Genomic DNA, 20,630 nt, shown 5'->3' on the forward strand with positions numbered 1-20,630 from the left:
TTAGCTTCCTCCGGTTCGCCTATTCGTGGAGCAGAAGGTCCGCGCGTTGCTGCGTGGCGAGCACCAAGCGGCCGTTGACGCCGTCGGTGCCAGTGGTCGCTCGCTCCCATGATTGGTCTTCCGGGCGCCCGTACCGGAGATGACGCGCGACTAGTCGATCAAGCCGGACGTCCTCAGGGGTGAGAAGGAACCACGCTTCGTCGAGCAACGCCGGGATCCGGTCCCAGGGATGTTGGTCAAGCAGAAGGTAGTTGCCTTCGGTGACGACGTATTGGTGGTGGGGTTTGACCTCGATGGCGCCAGCAATGGGCTCTTCGATTTCACGACGGAACTGTGGCGCGAAGACCGATTCTGTCTTCGGGTGCGCCCTGATCCGTTGCAGGAGGGATACGTAACCGGCGGCATCGAAGGTCTGCGGAGCACCCTTGACGTCCGTCAGCCCGGCTTGGTCGAGCACTGTCTGGGCTAGATGGTAGCCATCCATCGGTACATGGACCGCCGCGGCACCCAACATGGCTACTACGGCGGCAGCAAGCGTCGATTTCCCGCCACCGGGCGCGCCGACGATACCCACTATTACCCGTGCGTGAGCGATGTCGGACAGAGAACAAATCCGTCGGGCCAGCGCCGACGGTTCGGCGCTGGCCCGATTCGGTGACATCAGCCGTTACTCCACAGCGCCTTCCGCGGCCTGCAGCCATTCAAGCCACTGGGCTGCCTGCGCGGACGCTTCCTTGGCTCGGCGCGTGTCGCCCGCAGCAGTTGCCTTCGCCGCCTGAGCTGCGAAGGTTTCGTACCTGGTGCGGAACTGGGCCAGTCGCGCGGTCGTCTCTGGGTCTGTCTTGCGCCACATCGACTCTTCCGCGCCCTTCACCTTTTCTTCCACTGCGCGAAGCCGTGAATCGAGGTCGCGGATACGTTCGCGCGGCACCTTGCCCGCTGCTTCCCATCGGTCTTGAATACTGCGCAGAGCAGCTTTGGCTGCGTCCAAATCCGCTGCGGGATCAATCTTCTCGGCGTCGAGAAGAAGCGCTTCCTTGACGACGGCATTTGCTTCGAACTCCGAGTCACGCTCGGCGAATGTCTGCAACCTACGCGCAAAAAACTTCTCCTGCGCGGCCCTGAAGCGATCCCACAACGCGTCCTCAATTTCACGTGGAGCGCGACCCGAAGCTTTCCATTGGACCATCAGCTCGCGGTATGCCCCCGCGGTCTCGCCCCACTCGGTGGAGTCGGACAGAGCTTCCGCCTTCACGATGAGCAGCTCCTTGGAGTCCTTGGCTGCGCCTCGCTCCTTATCCATCTCTGCGAAGTGGGATCCACGCCGGCGGGTGAAGGTGTCGCGGGCGCGGGCGAAACGCTTCCACAACACATCATCAGTCTTGCGATCGATCCCGCGGATGGCTCGCCATTCGTCCACGATCGTCTTAAGTCTGTCGCCTGTGCTCTTCCATTGCGCCGACTCTGCGAGTTCTTCTGCTTCAACGCAGAGCGCCTCTTTGGTAGCGACGGCCGCCGCCTTCGCGCTGGCGCGATCGGCCGCCGCATGTGTCACCGCTGTCTCGGCAGCGGCGATGACAGTCTCCAGCCGCGCTGCAGCGGAATCCAGGTCGCCCACTGCGGCCAGCGTGTCCACGGTTTCGCGCAATTGCTGAGCCTGGGTCCGGGTGGCTTTCGGATCACCTGATTTGGTGGCCAACCGCTTTTCTAGCAGGCTGATTTCGGTCACGAAATCGTCGTACCTGCGGCCGTAATGGGTGAGTCCAGCTTCGGGTTCGCCAGCCTGCCAGCTACCTACTTCACGCTCACCGGTGGCAGTGCGGACGAAAACGGTGCCAGCCTCGTCAACGCGGCCCCACAGGGTCGGATCCGAGGTCTCGATCAGGGGTTCCACAGGCGCCACAGGAACTGCGGACTTATGTGGTCCGCGACCAGCGCTGGGGCGGGGAATCGGGGACGGACGGGGGCCCGGGTTCGGCCGTCCAGCCGAGGGAGTTGCCGCTGCTCGCACAGCGTCAGCCGTTGCGGGGGCAGTTTCCGCAGGTTCGGATTCCTTCTCCGGAATAGGCTGCGTTTCGGCAGCGGCTTCTGCTGCGAGGGCGTGCTCAACAGATTCTTCGCCAGGCTGATCCGCAGCGGGCATCGCCGCTTGCTCGGTCTCAGTCACATCGGAAGCAACTGATGTGGAACCGGTCGATACGGACGAGATTTCCTCGGTCATTGCGAGAGGCCTTCCTACTGCTCAGCGATGGGGTGAATCCCCGGGCGCACGGATGCGCTCCCAAAAATTGCGTGGTGCCGGTCTGTACTCGACGGATTCGGGTACAGGCTTGTGCATAGTCTGCCTGTTGCTCACCAATTCTCGCAGTCCGCCCCAGAATTCGCCGACAAATTCTGGCTGGCTCGCACCACAGCACCCCGATGTCGGTCTGCGGCGCCCAGGACAGGCCGTTATTCTCAAGAGGTGATCATCGGCTCCGTCGTCTGGCCAAGCGCTCCGATATTTGCGCTCCACCAGCGTCACCCCAGCTCGTTACAACTTCCAGATTCCGAGGCGTCATCGCTGCGCGAGATTGCAGGGGTGATGCGCGCCAGCATGGACCTGATCGACGGCGCTGATCGCGTGGTCGTTGTCGGGCCCGCTGCGCCGCGCCCGGTCAACACCGTCGCAAGCGACGTTGTCGCTACCGGATCGTTGTACGACGTCTCGGACGCCGACGCGACACCCTATTTCGCGCCCTCGCGCACGGACAGGGCCACTGCACCCTCTGACGGGTCAGTCCAGATTCCTTCTCTACCCACCTCAATTCTGGTCCAGCTGCTACGTGGCTGGGGATACGCACGTCCGCTGACGGCGATCGAGGTAGGGGTCCTCCCGCGGGTGGGTCAAGCGAGCTTGCCAACACCAAGCCCGATAGAAGTGAGCGATGCCATGGCCAAGCTGAAGATTGGGTGCGCTCAGGTGCACGCTCTGCCTGAGCGGGTCGTACTCGTCGTGGCCGGCGACGGAGCTGCGGCCCACGGAGGTCACGCGCCGCTGGCGCAAGATGATCGGAGCGCAGCATTTGACCTCGGGGTTGGCGAAGCGTTGCGGCAGGCGGATCCGGCTCAACTTCTCGCATTCTTGGGCCAGAGCGCTGAGCATCTCCCCATTGGGATACAGCTCGCGAGCGCGGCATACTTTCCGCTCCTCGCTCTGGCAGCACTGGTCGAACCCGGCACCGCGCGCGCACTGAGCTATGGATACGCACAGCCGTACGGCGTCGGGTACCACGTTGCAGCTTGGGAAGTCGGTGCCGAGACCGACCAGCAGGGGAAGACTCACCAGCAGGGTAAGACCGAAGCGCACCAGCACACTCCATGACGGCGCTGTCCCGGTTGATCGTCATTGCTGGTCCGACGGGAGCCGGGAAATCCGACCTCGCTGTAGACGTGGCCGAAAAGCTCGATGGCGAGATCGTCAACGCCGACGCCCTCCAGCTTTACCGCGGAATGGACATCGGGACAGCAAAACTCCCCGTTGCGCAGCGCCGCGGCATTCCACACCACCAACTCGACGTGCTTGACATCACCGAATACGCGACGGTAGCGGCGTACCAACGTGCGGCCCGCGCGGATGTAGAGGACATTTTGCGGCGCGGCAAAACCCCCATCCTGGTGGGCGGTTCCGGCCTCTACCTCCAATCCGTGGTCGACGACTTGGAGTTCCCGGCTACTGACGCACACGTACGCGCTGGCCTGGAGGCTGAGCTGGTCGAGGTGGGTGAGTTGGCCCTGCACGCCCGCTTAGCGGCGCTCGATCCCGTGGCCGCTACGGCGATTGAGCCTCGGAACGGCCGCAAGGTGGTGCGCGCATTGGAAGTGATCAGCTTGACCGGCCGCCCGTTTTCCGCCACCATGCCAACCCGCGGCGAATTGAGGTACCGGGGAATCTGGTTCTGTGTGGATCGCGACACTGCTGAGCTGGACCAACGAATTGAGCGCAGGGTCCGCGCGATGGTCGAACAGGGGCTGCTGGAAGAAGTGCGAGGTCTGGAGAAAGTCGGTCTGCGGCAAGGCATTACCGCCTCTAGGGCGCTCGGGTACCAACAAATGCTCGATGTGCTCGATGGAGTCCTGAATCTGGAACAGGCGATGCTCGACACAATGGCGGGCACCCGCCGCTACGTACGCCGTCAGCGCAGCTGGTTCCGAAGGGACACGCGGCAAATTTGGTTGCGTGCCGACTCGACCGGTCTCCTCGCGCAGGTGATCACCGCTGTGAAGGCTCCTTAAGTGCATGAGTAGTTACCCTTGCGGGATGAGTACGCGCGCAGAAGTCGGGCTGACTAACGCATCTTCCGCAGGTAACGCACCTTCGGCAGGTGTCCCGTTCCTCAAAGGCCACGGCACTGAAAACGACTTCGTGCTGCTCCCCGACCCGAGCGGCTTACTCCAGATCAGCGAAGCGCAAGTGCGGGCGGTATGCGACAGGCACGCCGGAATTGGCGCTGATGGCATTGTGCACATCGCGCCCGGAGCAGACGGCGCCTTTTTTATGGACTATCGCAACGCCGACGGCTCGCTGGCCGAGATGTGTGGCAATGGGGCCCGGGTGTTCGCTCGGTTTTTGGTGGACAACAGGTGGCTCCCAGCGGGTGAGTTCAGCTTCGGCACTCGCGGCGGAACTCGGCGCGCGATCGTTCCGGACGCCGGTGATGTGACGATCAGTATGGGACCGGTAACTCTGGGCGTGGCCTCACGGGTGCGGGCAAGTCTGCTCTCGGGTCAGAACCTGGAGTTCCCTGGCACTGCCGTGGACGTCGGAAATCCGCACTTGGTCGCGATCACCGATTGGGACATTACACAGCTGGATCTCACCCGAGCACCCTCGTACGACCAGCAGGTATTTCCGTCAGGTGTGAACATAGAGTTCGTCAACATCCGTGGCGTCGATGCGGTCCAGATGCGGGTTTTTGAGCGTGGGGTGGGTGAGACTAGGGCCTGCGGCACGGGAACGGTCGCCGTTGCCGTTGCCTATTTAGCCGCGTCGGGGCGGACCGAGGGCCTTATCGTCGTCGGGGTGCTGGGCGGCCAGGTGCACGTACGGATCGAGGCCGGCGAGGCGTACTTGACAGGCCCCGCCGTTATTATGTCGTCGGGGTTTATAGATCGTGAATGGTGGGATTTGCATCGCTGAGACCGCGCGTAGTGAGTTCGGGAGATTTGTGCGCCCACTGCGAAATTGAGCCCACAGCCTTTAAACCGCTCGACAGGCGTGGCATCCTGGAAGACATATGACAAGCGAAGAGTTTGAGTCAGAGACCATTCTCGGCGAAAGCGCCGCCTCGACTATCCCTGGGCGGCCGATGCCCGCGCGGGATCCGTCTCAGTCGCGCTTCGACGAAGGTACCCAGGGCGACAAAGACCTATCCGACCGAGCTGCGCGGCGACGGATACAGAGCTTGTCTACCGAGCTTGAGGACATCACCGAGGTCGAATACCGCAAGATCCAACTCGAAAGAGTGGTACTGGTGGGAGTATGGGCCGGCGGCACCACCGCTGAGGCGGAAGCTTCGATGGCTGAACTGGCTCGACTCGCCGAAACCGCGGGTTCCACCGTCCTTGACTCATTGATCCAGCGCCGCGATAAGCCCGATGGCGCAACCTATATCGGCTCAGGCAAGGTTCTCGAACTCCAGGAAATTGTGGATTCCACCGGTGCCGACACTGTAATTTGCGATGGTGAGCTCTCACCCAGTCAACTTCGAAATTTGGAGGAGCGACTCAATATCAAAGTCGTGGACCGCACAGCGCTCATCTTGGATATTTTCGCCCAGCATGCGCGCAGCAAGGAAGGCAAAGCTCAAGTGGAGCTTGCTCAGCTCAACTACATGTTGCCGCGACTTCGCGGCTGGGGGGACGCGCTGTCCCGTCAGCGAGGAGGCCGGGTTGCTGCCGGTGCGGGAATCGGATCCCGAGGACCGGGTGAAACGAAGTTGGAGATTGACAAGCGTCGTATCTACAAAAAAATCGCTTTGCTGAAGGACGAACTCGCTGCCATGCAGGTGGTGCGCGATACGAAGCGCTCGCAGCGGCAGGCGAACTCTGTCTCCGCAGTAACGATCACCGGGTATACCAACGCCGGCAAGTCATCATTGCTCAATAGCATCACCGATGCGGGTGTCCTCGTAGAAGACGCACTATTTGCCACTTTGGACCCCACCACCAGAAAACATCGCACCTCTGATGGGCGGGTTTACACCCTCACGGATACCGTGGGGTTTGTCCGGCACCTTCCGCACCAATTGGTGGAGTCGTTCCGTTCCACTCTGGAAGAAATCGCTGACTCCGACCTGATGCTGCACGTTATTGATGGCACCGCAGAAAGGCCCGAGGACCAAGTGAGCGCAGTGCGCGAGGTCCTAGAGTCCATCGACGCCGGCCATGTCCCGGAGTTGTTGATCGTTAACAAAATTGATAGCGCGGACGAAGTCTCTCTCGCGCGTTTGCGTCACCTTTTGCCGGACGCGATTTTCGTGTCGGCGTGGACGGGCGAGGGCATGGATGCCCTCCGAGAGCGAATCGGAGCAATGCTTCCGAATCCCGCCATCGAGATCGATGTGTTGCTGCCTTTCGCGCAAGGCGCCTTGGCTGGTCGCATCCACTCGGAGGGAACGGTCTTGAGCCAAGAACACACCGAAGCAGGCACCCGAGTGCAGGCCCGCGTGCAGCCCAACCTGGCTGGCCTGCTTGAGCGGTACGCTGCAGTAGCCCTGGATCGCTAACACCGGAACAATCCGAGTAACCTGGGGATACGAATAACCGTTGTACCAGTTGAGTGACCGGCACATACTTGAGGAGGTCCACCGTCATGGGTGCTTTGGCGTGGTGGCACTGGGCCATCATTTTGATTTTATTTGTACTTCTTTTTGGCGCGAAGAAGCTTCCAGACGCGGCTCGCGGTGTCGGTCGTTCGTTACGGATTCTGAAGGCCGAGGTAGGTGCGATGAGCGAGGATAAAAAGGACGACCCCGCGTCAGCTGTCGTGATCGCTCCGCCCGCAGCGACAGGCATGTCGGCCGCACAGTTGTCTCCGAACGCGGTCGAGCCGATCGAGCCAGCGCAGCCCCTTCATTCCGCACAAATCACTATCAACGGACGCCCGCTCGACCAGAACTAGCGGTCAATACCTCGGGTTGAGCAAAAAGATGCTGGGACTCCCTCCTAGGGCGTCACGGCCTCTTTCTCACTGTCCGGGGGCGACGGCACTGCAGGTGAGGACGGGCTCAGACCTTGCGTAGCAGCGCGACGACTTTGCCCATAATGATGGCTTCGTCTGCAGCAATTGGGTTGAAAGCTGGGTTATGGGGCATCAGCCACACGTGGCCATCGCGCCTGCGAAAGGTCTTGATCGTAGCCTCGCCATCTATCATTGCCGCCACAATCTCGCCATTATCCGCGACCGATTGTTGCCTGATCACCACCCAATCGCCGTCGGCGATAGCGGCTTCGATCATGGATTCGCCCACCACTTTGAGCAAGAAAAGGTTACCTTCGCCAACGAGTTCCTTTGGGAGGGGGAAAACATCCTCGATCGCCTGTTCGGCGAGAATCGGGTTGCCGGCGGCGATTCGACCCACGACTGGAACAAAAGACGGGGTGGGCCGGTTCGCCCACTCTTCAGTGGTTTCCTCCATGGGGCGAATATCGACAGCGCGAGGGCGGTTGGGGTCTTTACGTAGCAATCCTTTTCGCTGAAGCGCTGTCAGTTGGTGCGCGACCGACGACGGGGACTTTAGTCCGACAGCTTCACCAATCTCCCGAACGCTGGGTGGGTACCCGCGACGAGAGACCGATTCACGGATGAATTTCAACACCTTCCGTTGGCGAAGGGTCAAAACGACCGGCTCGTCGTTTTCGTCGACAACAGACTCTTCGGGCGTTGCGACGTCGAGGTCGGCGGGATCGACAACCTGAGCATCTGAAGCATCTGAAGCATTAGAGAGGTCCGCAGCCTCGTCCAGATCGGTCTCGAAGTCGGACCGCGCTGATGGGCGGCCACTTTTTGCGTCAACCATAGTGTGTTGCTCCGGATTCTCGTCACCAATTCTCGTTACCGTTCCGGGCCTGAAAGCCCCTTCACGGATGACTCCAGACTAGGCCCGCCCACATCACAATTCAAACATTCGTTCGATCAACACGCCGATAGGTATTTCAATTCTGTCGGTTTGGGTGTACAAATCGAGCAAGCGTTCGATAGAACGCCCGTTCGATGTTCGATCACATGTACTGGAATTTTCCCACTGAAGCATCCGGGCAGGGATGGCACGTCGACTTCCTGCCCCTTTCGAAAAGCGGTTGTCGGTGCTAGTGCGGATACTTCGAAATGCAGGACACCGGACACAAGTAAACGGAGCAATTCGACCTGGCGCGGTAGAGAGTTTCGGCCTGGCCAGCGACAGGGAGATGGGACGAGAAGAGGATGGCGCAGCGATGAACGGGCAGGTAGCGAGCAGGCAGGAACAGGACGAGAGCGGGCAGATGATGAGCGAGCAGGGTAGGAGTGATCGGGGAATCAGATGGCAGCGCTTGCGCGATGTGCGTGTGAGCTCGTACGCAGTCGGCGGTGGTCGCTCGCCCGCACGCTCTTCGCTGCTCGAACTGGAAGGCGGTTCGTGGGTCGGTGCGTCTATGGAGCAGGGGACAGCAACGTCTCTACCCATCGCCCCAACTCGTCGTCGGGCACGCACGGTCGGTACTCGGCGCCCACCCATCGCTCCCATTGCCACCGCCTTTGAGCGGTCGACGATTTCGGGCAGCCGCGGTTGTGCTCGGCAGGCGACATCAGATTCTGGGTATCGCATGAGCCAGTGGGCTCGTCTGTCGATCACCATCTCCGTAGCCGCTACTGGGGTGCTGCTGCTGCTTGGCGGATTTGGCCCTAGTGCTCACTTGCCGACTGAACAGCTCACGGTCGCGCCCGGCCAGAGCCTGTGGACCATTGCTCAAACAGTGGCGCCCGACGTCGATCCGCGCATCACCGTCAACCAGATTATGGACATCAACGGTATGGATTCGGAAGTACTGGCTGCGGGCGAAGTGCTGCTCGTACCCGTAGCGGGCTGACCACCACCTCGCCCTGAGGCAGGCTCGCAAAAATAGCGACTGTTGGCCGGTAAAGTGACAGACGGTGGGTTTCTGGCGGCTGACGAGGTGCTGCTGCCGCGAGACCAACCAGGAGAAGGCTCCGTGTGCAGGCGCTCTCCTGTCCGCCTCAACGATGCCAGGCTAGTGCTGCCCCTCCTCCGATCTCGTCACGATCTTGACGGCGAAGGGGCGAGGGAAGGGTGCAACCCCACCATGAGATGCCCGTTCTGCCGATATTCCGATTCAAAAGTGATCGATTCCCGCGAAGTGGACGACGGCCAGGCGATTCGGCGCCGCCGTTCCTGTCCAGAGTGCTCACGCCGTTTCACCACAGTGGAAGAATCCGTCCTCGCCGTTGTGAAGCGGAGCGGTGTTACCGAACCCTTCAGTAGGGCAAAAGTGGTGGTAGGAGTGCGCCGGGCCTGCCAAGGCAGGCCGGTTGATGAGGACGCCTTGGCATTGCTGTCACAGCAGGTTGAGGACGCTATTAGGGCCACCGGCTGCGCAGAAATCAGCAGCCACGAGGTGGGCCTAGAGATCCTAGAACCGCTGCGAAATTTGGACGAAGTCGCCTACCTGAGGTTCGCATCGGTCTATCGATCCTTCGACTCCGTGGACGACTTCGAGAATGAGATCGACCGGCTGCGTACCGAGACGGCTGAGCGAAGTGCTGCGGGTCGATCGAATCTTGCTCACACGGAAGGGGGCGCTGACCCCGAGACGGATGGGGCAACCCTAGAAGCGGAGGGTGATGTGAGGTGCGCAGCCACTAGCGTCGCGGCTAAGGGCCTTGCCCCGTCGTGAACGACGTCGGCGTGCCTGAATCTTTCCTGCGCCCCTGACTGCTCAGTGGCGGATTAGATCCTGCCGAGCATTTATCGCTGCCCCCGCCCGATCGCAACTGCTTGCGGTTCTGCCGGGACCACGCAGAGCTAGCCGAAAGATCTGCTGTGGGCCTGCGCTGTCGAATTACTACAGATGGCGGTAGCGTCGCAGCGGCGAGCTCCATTACCCGCATTTCCGATCAGTGGCAGGCAGACAGCTTCCGGGCGCCAAGCTCCCGGCGGTCGTGCCAGCGTCGGATGCCGGGCACCACCGTCAGGTCCACGGCCTGGATGGACGCCAATAGCGAATGCACAACCTCGCGGACCGGGCTCTTTAGCACTTGGGCGCCATGCACCTCGTCCTACCGGGTGAACAGTGGGCGAGCGCGTGCGGCTTCAAGTCAGGAATGTTGCGGTGGCCCGCCAGGGTCCTGGATGTGACCGCACCACCCGCCGCAAGCACGCGCTCAATAGGGGTGCCAAGGGGCTGGACCAGCTGCGGGCCCATTTGGCAAAGTCCCGAGCGTTCAGCAAGTCGGTCCGGCGTTTTAGGTGCCGCCTACTGCTGCGCCGCCACCCGCATCATCGGCTGACAGGCCGCGGTCCGCTGGTAGCGGTAGGGCTCGGCCGAGGATCGCGAAAGGTCGAGGGTCACCGGCAAATTGATAGCGCCGCAGGACGTCGACGAATCCCAGACGACGATAAAGGCGCCAAGCGCGATTCTCGCCCTCGGGAGTGGAGAGTAGGACCACGTCTTCCGTGGAAGGTGCAAGAAAAGCGCGGACGAGGGCCTCGCCGATGCCCGCACCCTGGGTATCCGGGCGCACATGCAACTCGGTGAGTTCGCGGTACTGGGTAAACCACTCCCGGACGAGCGTGTCGGTCAGACCACGCCGCACTTCGCCGTGCCACCACTGGTCCGCTGCGCCGGTGTACCCAAAGCACATGCCTAAGACGCTGCCCTGTTTATCCAGCGCCACCACCCCATGGAAACCGACACGGTTACTGTGGTCTAGCCACAACGGGCGCCGCTGCCCGTGCGTGTAGGCCGGGTAGCCCATTGCGGCAACATAGACGCCGAGAAGTTCGTCCACCCTGGCGCGGAACTGGGCGGGTGTCAATGCCATCACTCGATACGGCTGGGCCGCGACCGTCATATCGAATCCTCATTACTGGGCCGCACGACCAGAGTGTCGGGGGTCAGCCCTAAGGTGCAATTGTCTGCACTCGAGACCAGGGTGTGCCGCATGATCTTCAATCCCAAGACTTCGTCGCGAACCGTGCCGGCGCGAACCGTGCCGGCGCGAACTGTGCCGTCGCGAATGATGATGGCAGTGGTGCAAGAGCGGGACCGCTCTGCGAATTCGACGGGCGCCCCCGAAGCCACTTTGGGCGGGTGCTCGGCACTAGATGCATTTCTCAATGAGAACACGCCAACCTCCATTGTCGGTGACAGGGCGTACTATCGAACGCACGTTCGATGAATGGAAAGAGGTGCTTCACATGGTGACAACAACTTCAGTCGGTCAGATCTCTGAGCGCTCGATCTTGGACGGGTCGCTCGACCTTGCAGGGGATGGGGAGGGGGAGGTCGCTGTGCCGTCAGCTTCGAAACTAGGCAAGCGCATGCGGCGGTCGGCGGTGGGTAGCACCTCTGCCATGACGACGGCTACTGCCACGGTAGTGAGCGTGCGCATCCCAGCAACACCGGCAGCGCGAACTGCACGAATCCGCAGCGGCGCCGGGGTACGCCCGAGCTCTGCCGCTTCACCCTCCATGCGCGTTCGCACAGCAGCGAATTCACCTCGAACAGCGCAGCCAGAGGTAGCTTCACGTGTCAGCGTTACGGGGCCTGTATCGGCCCATGCTCTGGCGCAATGCGCGGGTGCGCGCGCGGGTCTCAATCACGCGATGGGACTAAGCGAGCCCGCAGACCGGTTCGCAGCTGCCCACTTGGCCGCACTGAAAATGGCCGCCGCCATTTTGGAAACGCGTCCTCGTCCAACATCCAGGTCCTTTAAGCACGCGAGCGCATGGGTGCTGTTAACCAAGGTGACACCAGAACTGGAAAACTGGTCGAACTATTTTGCCGCAGGCTCGGCCAAGCGAAAAGCGGCAGAGGCAGGAATTACCCGATTCATTTCGGCGCAAGATGCCGACGACATGGTGCGGCAAACAGCGGCTTTTCTTGAGATTGCTGAATCGATGGTGGGGGCATAGATCGAAATCCTCAGACTGCTCCTCGCTGCTGGACCGTAGCGACTGGATCAGGTCGCCCGGGACGCTGATCGCAACAACCGGTCCAGCAGCGTGTCGAAAACAGCCGCAACCTCGCGGGCGCCTGCAGTGGGCCAGTCGTGGATCGGGATACCTGCGCCTTGGGCCTGCTGAATCGCAGACCGGTCTGGCAAGTTGGGGCTCAGGACAAGAGGGCCGAAAAGGTCTTTCAACTCCGTGTACCGATATTCCTGCTCGACCGAGCGAGTCCGAGCGCGGTTCACTACTACACCGAGAGGTCGCAGGCCCGGATTACTCCTGACCCGTTCGTCGTGCACAGCTTCAAGCGCGCGCTGAACACCTGTAACCGCGTAAAGGGCTGGCTCTGTCACCAAGATTGCCCTATCGCTTGCAACAAGGCCGTTGCGCGTCAGCTGCCCGAGGGAGGGCGGGCAGTCAATGAGAACCAAGTCCGGCGCAGGGTAGATGCGGCCCACACCGATTCGAAGCCGGTTAAGCCGTGTCCTGCTTGGATCGGGATTGTTGTGACGTTCTGCTGCTTCGCTGCCAGCGAGAACGCGCACAGATTCGCCCCACGCGCTGGGACGAATCGCCAAAGCCATCACAGCCACGGTGGGGTTGCCCAAAACGTCAGCGATCGTCGCTTCGAACCCTTGCGGCTCCAAGGTCGTCGTCGCGTTGCTCTGGGGGTCTAGATCGACCACGACGGTGGAGATGCCTCTCTGCCGTGCGGCGGAGGCCAAACCGAGGGTGACGGTGGTTTTCCCCACACCACCTTTGAGAGATAACACGCTGGCTACAAGCACGCCGGTTACCGTACAGGTAACGCTGCTTCACGCGAGTTCGCCCACGACCTCAGCAGCCCTATAGAAGGGACTTTGATGGGTGCAAGCACCGGGAAGCGCCGGCTTGTCACCGAAGACCTGAGCCTGGTCGATGACAGCGAATGCACCATTCTGCACGCCGATATGGATGCATTTTTTGCGGCTGTGGAATTGCGCCGACGGCCGGAACTTGTGGGCCTGCCCATGATGGTGGCATCTACGGCTGGTCGCGGCGTCGTGCTGTCGGCCACCTATGAGGCGCGGGCCCACGGGATCAGATCAGCAATGCCGGTGGCGACGGCCCGATCGATGTTTCCGCAGATCATCATCGTGGAGCCCGACCACCGGGCCTACTCCGAGGCATCAGCTCGCATCATGGAAATTTTTTCCACCGTTACCCCGCTTGTGGAAGCGCTATCAGTTGACGAGGCATTCTTGGATGTAGGTGGGATGCGCCGCATTGCCGGGAGCCCCGGCGCCATCGCCGCGAAGTTACGCAGCCGGATCTCGAGCGAGCTGGGCTTGACCTGCACGATCGGTGTCGCTGCCACCAAATTCATGGCCAAACTCGGTTCAGGTTTGGCCAAACCCGATGGCCTGCTTGTTATCCCACCTGCCAGCGTGCTTTCGGTACTGCACCCGCTGGGAGTGGAATCGCTGTGGGGCGTTGGCCCCAAAACAGCCCAGACACTCCGCAAAATCGGGCTAAGAACTGTGGGGGATATCGCCCAGTTGGATAAGGCCAGCTTGGTGAGTGTCGTGGGCGTCGCCGGAGCTGAAAAGCTGCACGAGCTGGCCTGGGGCCGAGATCCGCGCAGTGTTTCCGAGCGGCCGCCGGAGTCTTCGATGAGCGCCGACGAGACATTCTCCAGTGACATCAACGACAGAGATGAACTGGTTCGGGAATTCCTGAGGCTGTCGGACAAACTTGCCCGACGAGTGCGAGCTACCGGGCAGCGGGCGAAGACGATAGCCGTGCGGGTCCGTTTCTCCGACTTCACCACGGTCACTCGTTCACTTACCCTCGCGGCGCCCACTGACCTGTCTCGAGACATTCACGCAGCCGCTGTGCTCTTGTTCGACAAGCTCGGGACAGGCCATCGGACCCTACGGCTCGTGGGGGTGCGATTGGAGCAGCTGGTGGCGGCAACCGAGGTGACCCAGCAACTCGCATTTGGCGATGAAAAATCTGCCGGATGGCGCCAGGCGGAGCAGGTCGCCGATGAGGTCACTGCGCGATTTGGAGCAGGAGCCGTACGGCCAGCATCGTTGATGCGCCCTCATTACCCAGGGCTGCGTGGCGGCCCGAACCGGCGGATTACATCAGTCGACACCCAGTCGTAAACACTTAGTGCAGGTGTGATGCATTCACCTTTCCTCCCTGGGCGAACGCAGTTTCTCGCCACGGAGGCAAACTCGCCTGTCGGGCTCTGAGATACGAATGACAGAAACAACCAGTAACGGTCGCCGTACGCGGTAGCTCCGCTGCAGCCCGTCGACAGTGATCACCGCAGGTGGTGGCTTGCTGGAGGGTCGCGTCGCAGTCAAAATCTGGGCAGCCTTCAGCGCAAAGAGAGGGGCAGAACGCTCCTGTTGGTGGCTCCGCCACCGGGGCCATCTATGATCGGAAGAGTCACCGAAAGGGGCGAATGTGAGGCTTGGTCTAGAAGTCCGCGCCGCGTGCTCGTATCCTGGTGATAAGTCACAATTTGTGGCGCCAACCAGCCCTACACGCCGATATCGGTGCCGGAGGAGGACCCATGCCGCTCTCCGAGCATGAGCAACGCATGCTTGATGAAATCGAGCGCGCACTTTACGAGGACGACCCGAAATTCGCTAACAGTGTTGACGAAAAGCGAATTCGCCGCCGTCGCCCCGTAATCGCGCTGATCGCGTTTATCCTGGGCCTGGTTTGTCTCGGCGCAGGCGTTATTTTGGCGCAAGGCGCGCCCGGTTTTGGTATTCCTTTGAGCGTTGTCGGTTTCCTGGTGATGGTGGGCGCGGTAGGCCTCCTTGTATTCGGTCAGCCGGCACGCTCAGGCGTGATGCAAGTCGAGGCTCCGTCTCGGCGAACGACATCTAACTTGTCCGATCGCATGGAAGAGCGCTTCCGCCGCAGGTTCGACGAACAGTAACTGCCTCCGTCTATGGCCCAGTTCCAACCGTGTCGGTGGAACTGGGCCATAGCTGTGTCAGGACCTCACCAAGGGCTTCTCTGCGTATACAGCCCGCCAGGTATCAGCGCTCTTACTGATCAGGTATCAGCGCACTGACTGATCAGCTACCAGCGCTCCGACTGGACAGAGGGACTCGCGCCCCGGGCCTGCCACCTGCGGTGTTCCGCCAGACGAGTTGCGCTCTCCTACCGGCGTACCCGCGAGCGAACCGAGCGGGGCACGAGACGATCCAGAAGCGATAGCGGAGCGGTATGGGCGAATTCTGTCCTGACCAGAGCGACACTCGCGGTTAGGTCGCTATTTGCAGCACCATCCACCCGCGCAGCGTCACTATCCACCCGCGCAGCGTCACCATCCACCCGCGCAGCGTCACCATCCACCCGCGCAGCGTCACCATCCACCCGCGCAGCGTCACCATCCACCCGCGCAGCGTCACCATCGGGCCGCACCGCGCCAGCATGGTGAGCAGCTGCGCCTACCGACACGGCAATGTTCGCGGAATACCAGGACTCTTCTGTGGCGAGCGCCACACGTCGAAGTCCAGCCCTCGCGGCCTGGCCCAGAGCGGCCTTGGTCGCCAGGGAGTTAGCAACACTTCGTACTGTTGCAACCCGGTCGAAGCTGAAGCCGTGATCAACGGCGAGATCCTCGATCTCCGACCAGGCCGCGGGCGCAGCATCAGCACCGCCGCGCGCCGCGACCTGAAGGCGCAATCGGCTACGCCGCCGACGTAGAAGGGAAGGGGCGGCGCCCAGTCCGATAAGTGCGAGCACGAGCAGCAGGCCTACCCAGAGCCAGGTGGGAACTCTTCCTGGCGAGCCAGTGGCAGCCCCACCGGCGTCGAACTGGGTGCTGGTCACGGTGTTGGTCTGAGTAATTCCCGAGGGGCGACCGGTGTCGTCTTGGCCGGACTGGCTGGGCGTTGCCGAGGGCGTGGGGGTTGGTTCGCTGGGCGCGGCAGGTTCGGCAAAACCTTGCTGACCGCCGGTGGCTACACCAAGCGGCGTCGGGTCGAACCGCACCCAGCCAGCTTTATCGAAACGCACTTCGACCCACGCGTGTGCGTCATGGCTGGAGATTGTGTAAGCGCCCGGGGCGGTCTCTGTTCCCTGGGTGAAGCCGATGGCCACTCGGGCGGGAATCCCCACGGTACGAAGCATCACCGTCATGGCCGTGGCGTACTGCTCGCAGTAACCCTGTTTGTTTTTCAGAAAGTCGACCAGGGCGTCCCCGCTGCTTCCAGAGGGCACTTCCAAAGAATATTGAAATCCGTTGGAGGGAGTGGTGAAGTACTGCGTGAGCGCGAAGGCTTTGTCGAAAGCTGATGTCGCCGAGGCGGTGACCGATCGTGCCAGTTCGACGACACTGATCGGTACGCCGGCTTGGTCGGTGAGATTTCCGCCCGCGGTCACGGTGTCGGCGCGCAACGCTTCAGGACTGATCTTTCCCAGTGCCACAAGCATCGAGTACCCACCGGGGTTCACTGACTCTGGACGGAAGATCGATCCAAGGCTGCGGTTGTAGTTCCATCCCGGACCAAGGTCGCTGACCGTCGCGGTCCCCGGGTAAATGGGGAGGTATCGGTCGCTGAAGTTGGGGGTTTGTACGGTCACGACCGAGAGCGCCGCGCTGGGGTTGTCGGCGAGCGGAGCCAACGGGAACTCCGGTGTTACGGGCTCAGTCCCCGTTCCCGGGTCGCCTTCGGAAAACCCTTCGCCGGCCGTCCATACTTCGAGACCGGCGGTTCGCAGATAGTCGGGACTGGTGAGCCCTGCGACTTGCAGTACGTCCACCGGATCGCCGCGTTGGAGGTTCCCTTTCAGGGAGGTGAAGGGTGAAAGCCCGACATCCTTGCCTGCGCTGTTGGCGTTGGAGCGCGGCAATCTGCCCTCGGTACCGATTGCTGTAACGCTGTCGGCAACCACCAGGCTGACGGTTACGGCCACGACGACGGCGATGGCGCCGGTCACCGCGACACCAACACCCGCACGTAGGCTCGTGGGCTTGCCTGCGTGGTCTGACGCGGCTAGTAAAGCGGCGTAACTCACAGCGGGGACCGCGAACGTCCACCACGGCAGGAGTTCGTTCGAAATCGACGCTGGGATGGAATACATCACCAACAGCGGGAGCGCGACCAGTGCGGGCGCCTGCAACTCTGTAACGAGGAAATCGACAACCAACGCGACGAGAGCCAACGTAATGGCGATGAGAAACCCGAGTTGGGGCGTTGACTCAGCGGGGGGCGCGCTGTTCTGAATCTGGCTCCAAGCACCCCGGATGAGTTCCTGCGCTTCGGCAAGGACACGCGAGTTCGGAATCAGGCCCCAAGACCCGCTATCAGTGAAAAGGCTTGTCAGGCTAGTGATGACACCCAAGATCTGGACCCCCAGCACCACCGGTGACGGCAGGCGGAGAAGACGGCAGCCGAACCCGATCAGCCACACGAGCGCCACCACCTGAAGCACCGCGGGGACCCAACTGCTGCCCTTGAGCGTCGTTGTCAGCGGCGAAGCGCCCGCAACGACGGTGAGAGCACCGAGGAGCCCGATCAGCGGATAGGCGGAATCGGAGGTGGAGCGGGAATGCGGCGGTTTTTTCGCGCGCGCTCCGGTCGCAGTTTTAGGCGCCGCGGCTGGCTGGGTGCTGGTGCTCATCGGAGGGCCCGAGCAGCGTCGGGCGCGTCCACGGGTTCGCCGGTCGGCACCGCTCCGTCGGCAAATCCGCCACCGGAGAAACCAGCGGAGAAACCACCGGAGAGACCACCGGAGAGACCACCGTTGAAGTCACCAGCTGAACACGCACGCTGCCAGATCGCGGCGAGACTGTCCTGTGGGTGAACCTCGACTACCCGCCAGCCGGCGGCTCGGAGCAACCCCACCATTTCGATGGTGGTCTCGAAGTCGCGGGCCGCTGTAGCACTGTGACGGTCCCATTCGCCGGCCGCGATGACCAATGCAATGGCGTTGCTGGCCCGTCGCCTTGCAGCAATGAGGAGCTTGGTGGTGTCTCGGTCTGTTTGCCCGAGAACCGCGACGAGCAGGCCTGTATCGGTCGTTGCCGAGGCTGCGATGGTGCGCTGCGGGTCTGTCTCCAGGAGTGCCAAGCTAGCCAACACGTCATCGGTGATGTCGTGGCCATCAGCGAGCACTTTCCCTGTATGAGAAACCAATCGCACCTGATGGTCGCCTGCGAGTAGATGCAAGGCCACGGATGCAGCCAGGCTCACGGCGGTTTCGAAGCTGGAGTCTTCGCCGGTGCCGTGGTGCGCGCTTGCGCGGTGGTCAAGCAGCACACTCGCGCCACCGTGGGAAACGGGTTCGGTAAGTCGGACCATCAAATCGTCGTGCCTGGCGGAGGCCCGCCAATGAACCGAGCGGATATCGTCGCCTCGCTGGTACTGCCTGATCCCGATATCGGGGGAGCCGCCGACGGTTCCCTGCGCGGCTCGTCCTGACGCAGCAGATTTGGAGCCACCGCTGGAGGGAGTGCCGGTCAGTGGAATTACGGAGGGGACAACGAGCACCTCGGTGGTGGCGGGCAAAGATCGAGAGTCCTCCCACGTACCGAACGGGTCGGCAATATGGACGTGGGGCGGTCCGATAACGAATCTGCCGCGGCGTTTGGCGTGCACCGGATAGCTGGTCACTGCGCTGCGTCCTCGCCCCAGGGCAGGGATGAGGCAGTGGGCACCGGGGGATAGATCAGGGGTGGCCGCCTCCTGTAACTCGATGGGGCGCGTCTGCGAAGAGCCGGTGTTGGTGATGATGAGGTCGACGCGTCCGGTCAAGCCGGGGCTCAGCCTCGCGGGGGCGACTTGGTGCGTTGCCGACAACTGCGTCCGCCGACTCGCCGACACGACCCAGGCAACCAACGGCAAGAGCGTTGCCACAAGGCCTATCCGAAGCAAGTCACGTTCGTCGAGGATTACCGCGCAGACGCACGCGGCCAATCCGCCGGCAAGCAGGCATCGACCGCGCGTGGTGAGTCCGCGGTGGCTTCGACCGAAGCTAGAAACAGCGCCACCGGCGTCGGACTTAGGCACCGGGTTGCCGTGGCGCCCGAATGGCGTGCAGGAGACCAGCGATGATGTCAGCTTCGGAGCGACGATTCGCGTGCGCCTCCACCGTTAGCAAGAGGCGGTGGGAGAGCACGGGGATCGCCATTCTTGCGATGTCGTCAGGCACCACGAATCCTCGTCCTTCGAGGGCGGCAGTGGCCTTGGCCGCGCGTGCCAAATGCAAGGCTGCGCGCGGGGAGGCTCCTAGTCGTACTTCAGGCAGGACGCGGGAAGCGGCCACCAACTCCACGATGTAGTGCTGCAGCTCGGGAGCGAGGTAGATCGCTCTCGTGCCGCGGATCAGCGCTTTCACGGTCGCCGCATCTGTCACGGGGGTGAGCGAGTCCAAGGGATCGACGCGGTCGTGGTCGGCCAGCATCGCCACCTCGCTGCGGCGATCGGGGTAGCCGATCGCTGTACGCGCCAGGAAGCGATCCCGCTGGGCCTCCGGGAGGGGATACGTTCCTTCCATCTCCACCGGGTTCTGCGTGGCCATGACGAGAAAGGGCGATTCGAGGGGGTAGGTGGTTCCGTCAACCGTGACCTGCTGCTCCTCCATCGCTTCAAGAAGCGCTGACTGGGTTTTGGGCGATGCCCGGTTGATTTCGTCCGCGACCAGAATGTTGGCAAATACCGGTCCGGGGCGAAAGTCGAACTTGCTTGTCTGTCGGTCGTAGACGCTCACACCGGTGACATCACTGGGCATCAGGTCAGGGGTGAACTGAACGCGGTTGACGGTGCCGTCCACGGTCTTGGCCAGCGCTTTGGCCAAACTGGTCTTGCCAACGCCTGGGACATCTTCGATGAGAAGGTGCCCTTCGGTGAGTAATGCGATGACGGCCAGCCGCACCACCTCGGGTTTTCCCAGCAAGACCTTGTTGACGGCCGCAGCGATCTGGCCGCCAACCGTGGCAATACTGGCCGGATCAGCAGCCGCAGGGGCGGATTGCGGGAGGCTGCTCGCGTGCGAATGGGTACCAGCGTCCCTGGCCCCGGAAGGACCGGCTTCATGACCGCGAGGCGGTGTAAAACCGTCGGTTCGCGGTGCTGCTGAACTGCCGACTGGTGCCGAGGCGCCAAGGTCCTGAGTCACTGAAGTCCTCCTGGTTCGGTGTCTACGCCACGGGCGCGCACACCGGTTGTCCGGCCACGCAACGACCTGTGCGGCCTTGCGTCATTGACCAGTCTGCCAAAGGCGCGGCCGGATGCGAGGTTCCTGCGCGGGTTTGGCGGGGTTCTTCCATGGATCTACATCCGTCCCCACATTGCCCCACTTGTGAGCAGGAAATGGAACCAGAGGTGGTGATGAGGGATAAATCGTCGGTTTGTGGAGCAGATGAGACCCGTTACGACGTGTCAAGGTCCGAAATCGGACTTCCGG

18 protein-coding genes and 2 pseudogenes are annotated in these 20,630 nt (G+C 62.1%); 10 read left to right on the forward strand and 10 right to left on the reverse strand.

Annotated features, from left to right (window positions below):
* Positions 1 to 19: 19 nt before the first annotated feature.
* The gene (locus tag EH165_RS05240) at positions 20 to 661 is read right to left on the reverse strand and encodes a nucleoside/nucleotide kinase family protein (RefSeq protein ID WP_124798330.1); all 642 of its coding nucleotides are present in this window, start codon (positions 659 to 661) and stop codon (positions 20 to 22) included.
* Positions 662 to 667: 6 nt separating this feature from the next.
* The gene (locus EH165_RS05245) at positions 668 to 2,221 is read right to left on the reverse strand and encodes a DUF349 domain-containing protein (protein WP_239020710.1); all 1,554 of its coding nucleotides are present in this window, start codon (positions 2,219 to 2,221) and stop codon (positions 668 to 670) included.
* 243 nt (positions 2,222 to 2,464) lie between these two features.
* Here EH165_RS05245 and EH165_RS05250 point away from each other — a divergent pair, with 243 nt between their 5' ends.
* The 5 genes from EH165_RS05250 (at position 2,465) to tatA (ending at position 7,162) form a co-directional block, all read left to right on the forward strand.
* Entirely contained in the window at positions 2,465 to 3,364 is a 900-nt protein-coding gene (locus EH165_RS05250) for a class III extradiol ring-cleavage dioxygenase family protein (RefSeq protein ID WP_124798331.1), read from the forward strand.
* Positions 3,361 to 4,275 carry a tRNA (adenosine(37)-N6)-dimethylallyltransferase MiaA gene (gene miaA / locus EH165_RS05255; RefSeq protein ID WP_124798332.1) on the forward strand — a complete coding sequence of 305 codons (915 nt, stop codon included), beginning with the start codon at positions 3,361 to 3,363 and terminating at the stop codon, positions 4,273 to 4,275. The genes EH165_RS05250 and miaA overlap by 4 nt, the downstream gene beginning before the upstream one ends.
* 25 nt (positions 4,276 to 4,300) lie before the next feature.
* The gene (gene dapF, locus EH165_RS05260) at positions 4,301 to 5,179 is read left to right on the forward strand and encodes a diaminopimelate epimerase (protein ID WP_124798333.1); all 879 of its coding nucleotides are present in this window, start codon (positions 4,301 to 4,303) and stop codon (positions 5,177 to 5,179) included.
* 169 nt (positions 5,180 to 5,348) lie between these two features.
* Positions 5,349 to 6,767 (forward strand): GTPase HflX, encoded by a 1,419-nt coding sequence (hflX, locus tag EH165_RS05265; protein WP_206426191.1) that lies wholly within the window; start codon positions 5,349 to 5,351, stop codon positions 6,765 to 6,767.
* An 86-nt stretch (positions 6,768 to 6,853) separates the two neighbouring features.
* On the forward strand, positions 6,854 to 7,162 hold the full coding sequence (gene tatA, locus EH165_RS05270; RefSeq protein ID WP_124798335.1) for a Sec-independent protein translocase subunit TatA: 309 nt from the start codon (positions 6,854 to 6,856) through the stop codon (positions 7,160 to 7,162).
* Positions 7,163 to 7,268: 106 nt separating this feature from the next.
* Here the strand turns inward: tatA and lexA are convergent.
* Positions 7,269 to 7,880, reverse strand: a pseudogene (lexA, locus tag EH165_RS05275) (transcriptional repressor LexA); the annotation flags it as partial.
* Positions 7,881 to 8,448: 568 nt separating this feature from the next.
* On the opposite strand from lexA, the gene EH165_RS05280 reads away from it, so the two are divergent.
* Both EH165_RS05280 and nrdR read left to right on the forward strand, forming a co-directional pair.
* The gene (locus tag EH165_RS05280; RefSeq protein WP_164479125.1) at positions 8,449 to 9,108 is read left to right on the forward strand and encodes a LysM peptidoglycan-binding domain-containing protein; all 660 of its coding nucleotides are present in this window, start codon (positions 8,449 to 8,451) and stop codon (positions 9,106 to 9,108) included.
* A 234-nt stretch (positions 9,109 to 9,342) separates the two neighbouring features.
* A pseudogene (gene nrdR, locus EH165_RS05285) lies at positions 9,343 to 9,795 on the forward strand (transcriptional regulator NrdR); the annotation flags it as partial.
* Positions 9,796 to 10,501: 706 nt separating this feature from the next.
* On the opposite strand, the gene EH165_RS05290 reads toward nrdR, so the two are convergent.
* The 3 genes from EH165_RS05290 to EH165_RS05300 form a co-directional block, all read right to left on the reverse strand.
* Positions 10,502 to 11,110 (reverse strand): GNAT family N-acetyltransferase, encoded by a 609-nt coding sequence (locus tag EH165_RS05290; RefSeq protein WP_124798338.1) that lies wholly within the window; start codon positions 11,108 to 11,110, stop codon positions 10,502 to 10,504.
* On the reverse strand, positions 11,107 to 11,385 hold the full coding sequence (locus EH165_RS05295) for a hypothetical protein (protein WP_124798339.1): 279 nt from the start codon (positions 11,383 to 11,385) through the stop codon (positions 11,107 to 11,109). Before EH165_RS05295 ends, EH165_RS05290 begins: the two co-directional genes overlap by 4 nt.
* Before the next feature lie 94 nt (positions 11,386 to 11,479).
* Entirely contained in the window at positions 11,480 to 11,743 is a 264-nt protein-coding gene (locus EH165_RS05300; protein WP_124798340.1) for a hypothetical protein, read from the reverse strand.
* 121 nt (positions 11,744 to 11,864) lie between these two features.
* Here EH165_RS05300 and EH165_RS05305 point away from each other — a divergent pair, with 121 nt between their 5' ends.
* A complete protein-coding gene (locus EH165_RS05305; protein ID WP_164479126.1) occupies positions 11,865 to 12,173 on the forward strand; it encodes an SAV_6107 family HEPN domain-containing protein in 309 nt (102 codons plus the stop codon).
* Between the two features lie 47 nt (positions 12,174 to 12,220).
* On the opposite strand, the gene EH165_RS05310 is transcribed toward EH165_RS05305, so the two are convergent.
* On the reverse strand, positions 12,221 to 12,997 hold the full coding sequence (locus EH165_RS05310; protein ID WP_124798342.1) for a ParA family protein: 777 nt from the start codon (positions 12,995 to 12,997) through the stop codon (positions 12,221 to 12,223).
* A gap of 75 nt (positions 12,998 to 13,072) precedes the next feature.
* On the opposite strand from EH165_RS05310, the gene dinB reads away from it, so the two are divergent.
* Positions 13,073 to 14,359, forward strand: a complete 1,287-nt coding sequence (gene dinB / locus EH165_RS05315; protein WP_124798343.1) for a DNA polymerase IV — start codon at positions 13,073 to 13,075, stop codon at positions 14,357 to 14,359.
* Between the two features lie 416 nt (positions 14,360 to 14,775).
* Positions 14,776 to 15,150, forward strand: coding sequence for a DUF3040 domain-containing protein (locus tag EH165_RS05320; RefSeq protein WP_124798344.1), 375 nt, complete (start codon positions 14,776 to 14,778; stop codon positions 15,148 to 15,150).
* Positions 15,151 to 15,377: 227 nt separating this feature from the next.
* On the opposite strand, the gene EH165_RS05325 is transcribed toward EH165_RS05320, so the two are convergent.
* The 3 genes from EH165_RS05325 to EH165_RS05335 are packed head-to-tail and all read right to left on the reverse strand — an operon-like array spanning position 15,378 to position 20,342.
* Positions 15,378 to 17,846: a transglutaminase TgpA family protein gene (locus EH165_RS05325; RefSeq protein WP_124798345.1), complete on the reverse strand. Its 2,469-nt coding sequence runs from the start codon at positions 17,844 to 17,846 to the stop codon at positions 15,378 to 15,380.
* Entirely contained in the window at positions 17,843 to 19,234 is a 1,392-nt protein-coding gene (locus EH165_RS05330) for a DUF58 domain-containing protein (protein WP_164479127.1), read from the reverse strand. The genes EH165_RS05325 and EH165_RS05330 overlap by 4 nt, the downstream gene beginning before the upstream one ends.
* On the reverse strand, positions 19,227 to 20,342 hold the full coding sequence (locus tag EH165_RS05335) for an AAA family ATPase (protein WP_239020712.1): 1,116 nt from the start codon (positions 20,340 to 20,342) through the stop codon (positions 19,227 to 19,229). Before EH165_RS05335 ends, EH165_RS05330 begins: the two co-directional genes overlap by 8 nt.
* Between the last annotated feature and the right edge of the window lie 288 nt (positions 20,343 to 20,630).

The sequence above is a fragment of the Nakamurella antarctica genome, from assembly GCF_003860405.1.
Lineage (GTDB): Bacteria > Actinomycetota > Actinomycetes > Mycobacteriales > Nakamurellaceae > Nakamurella > Nakamurella antarctica.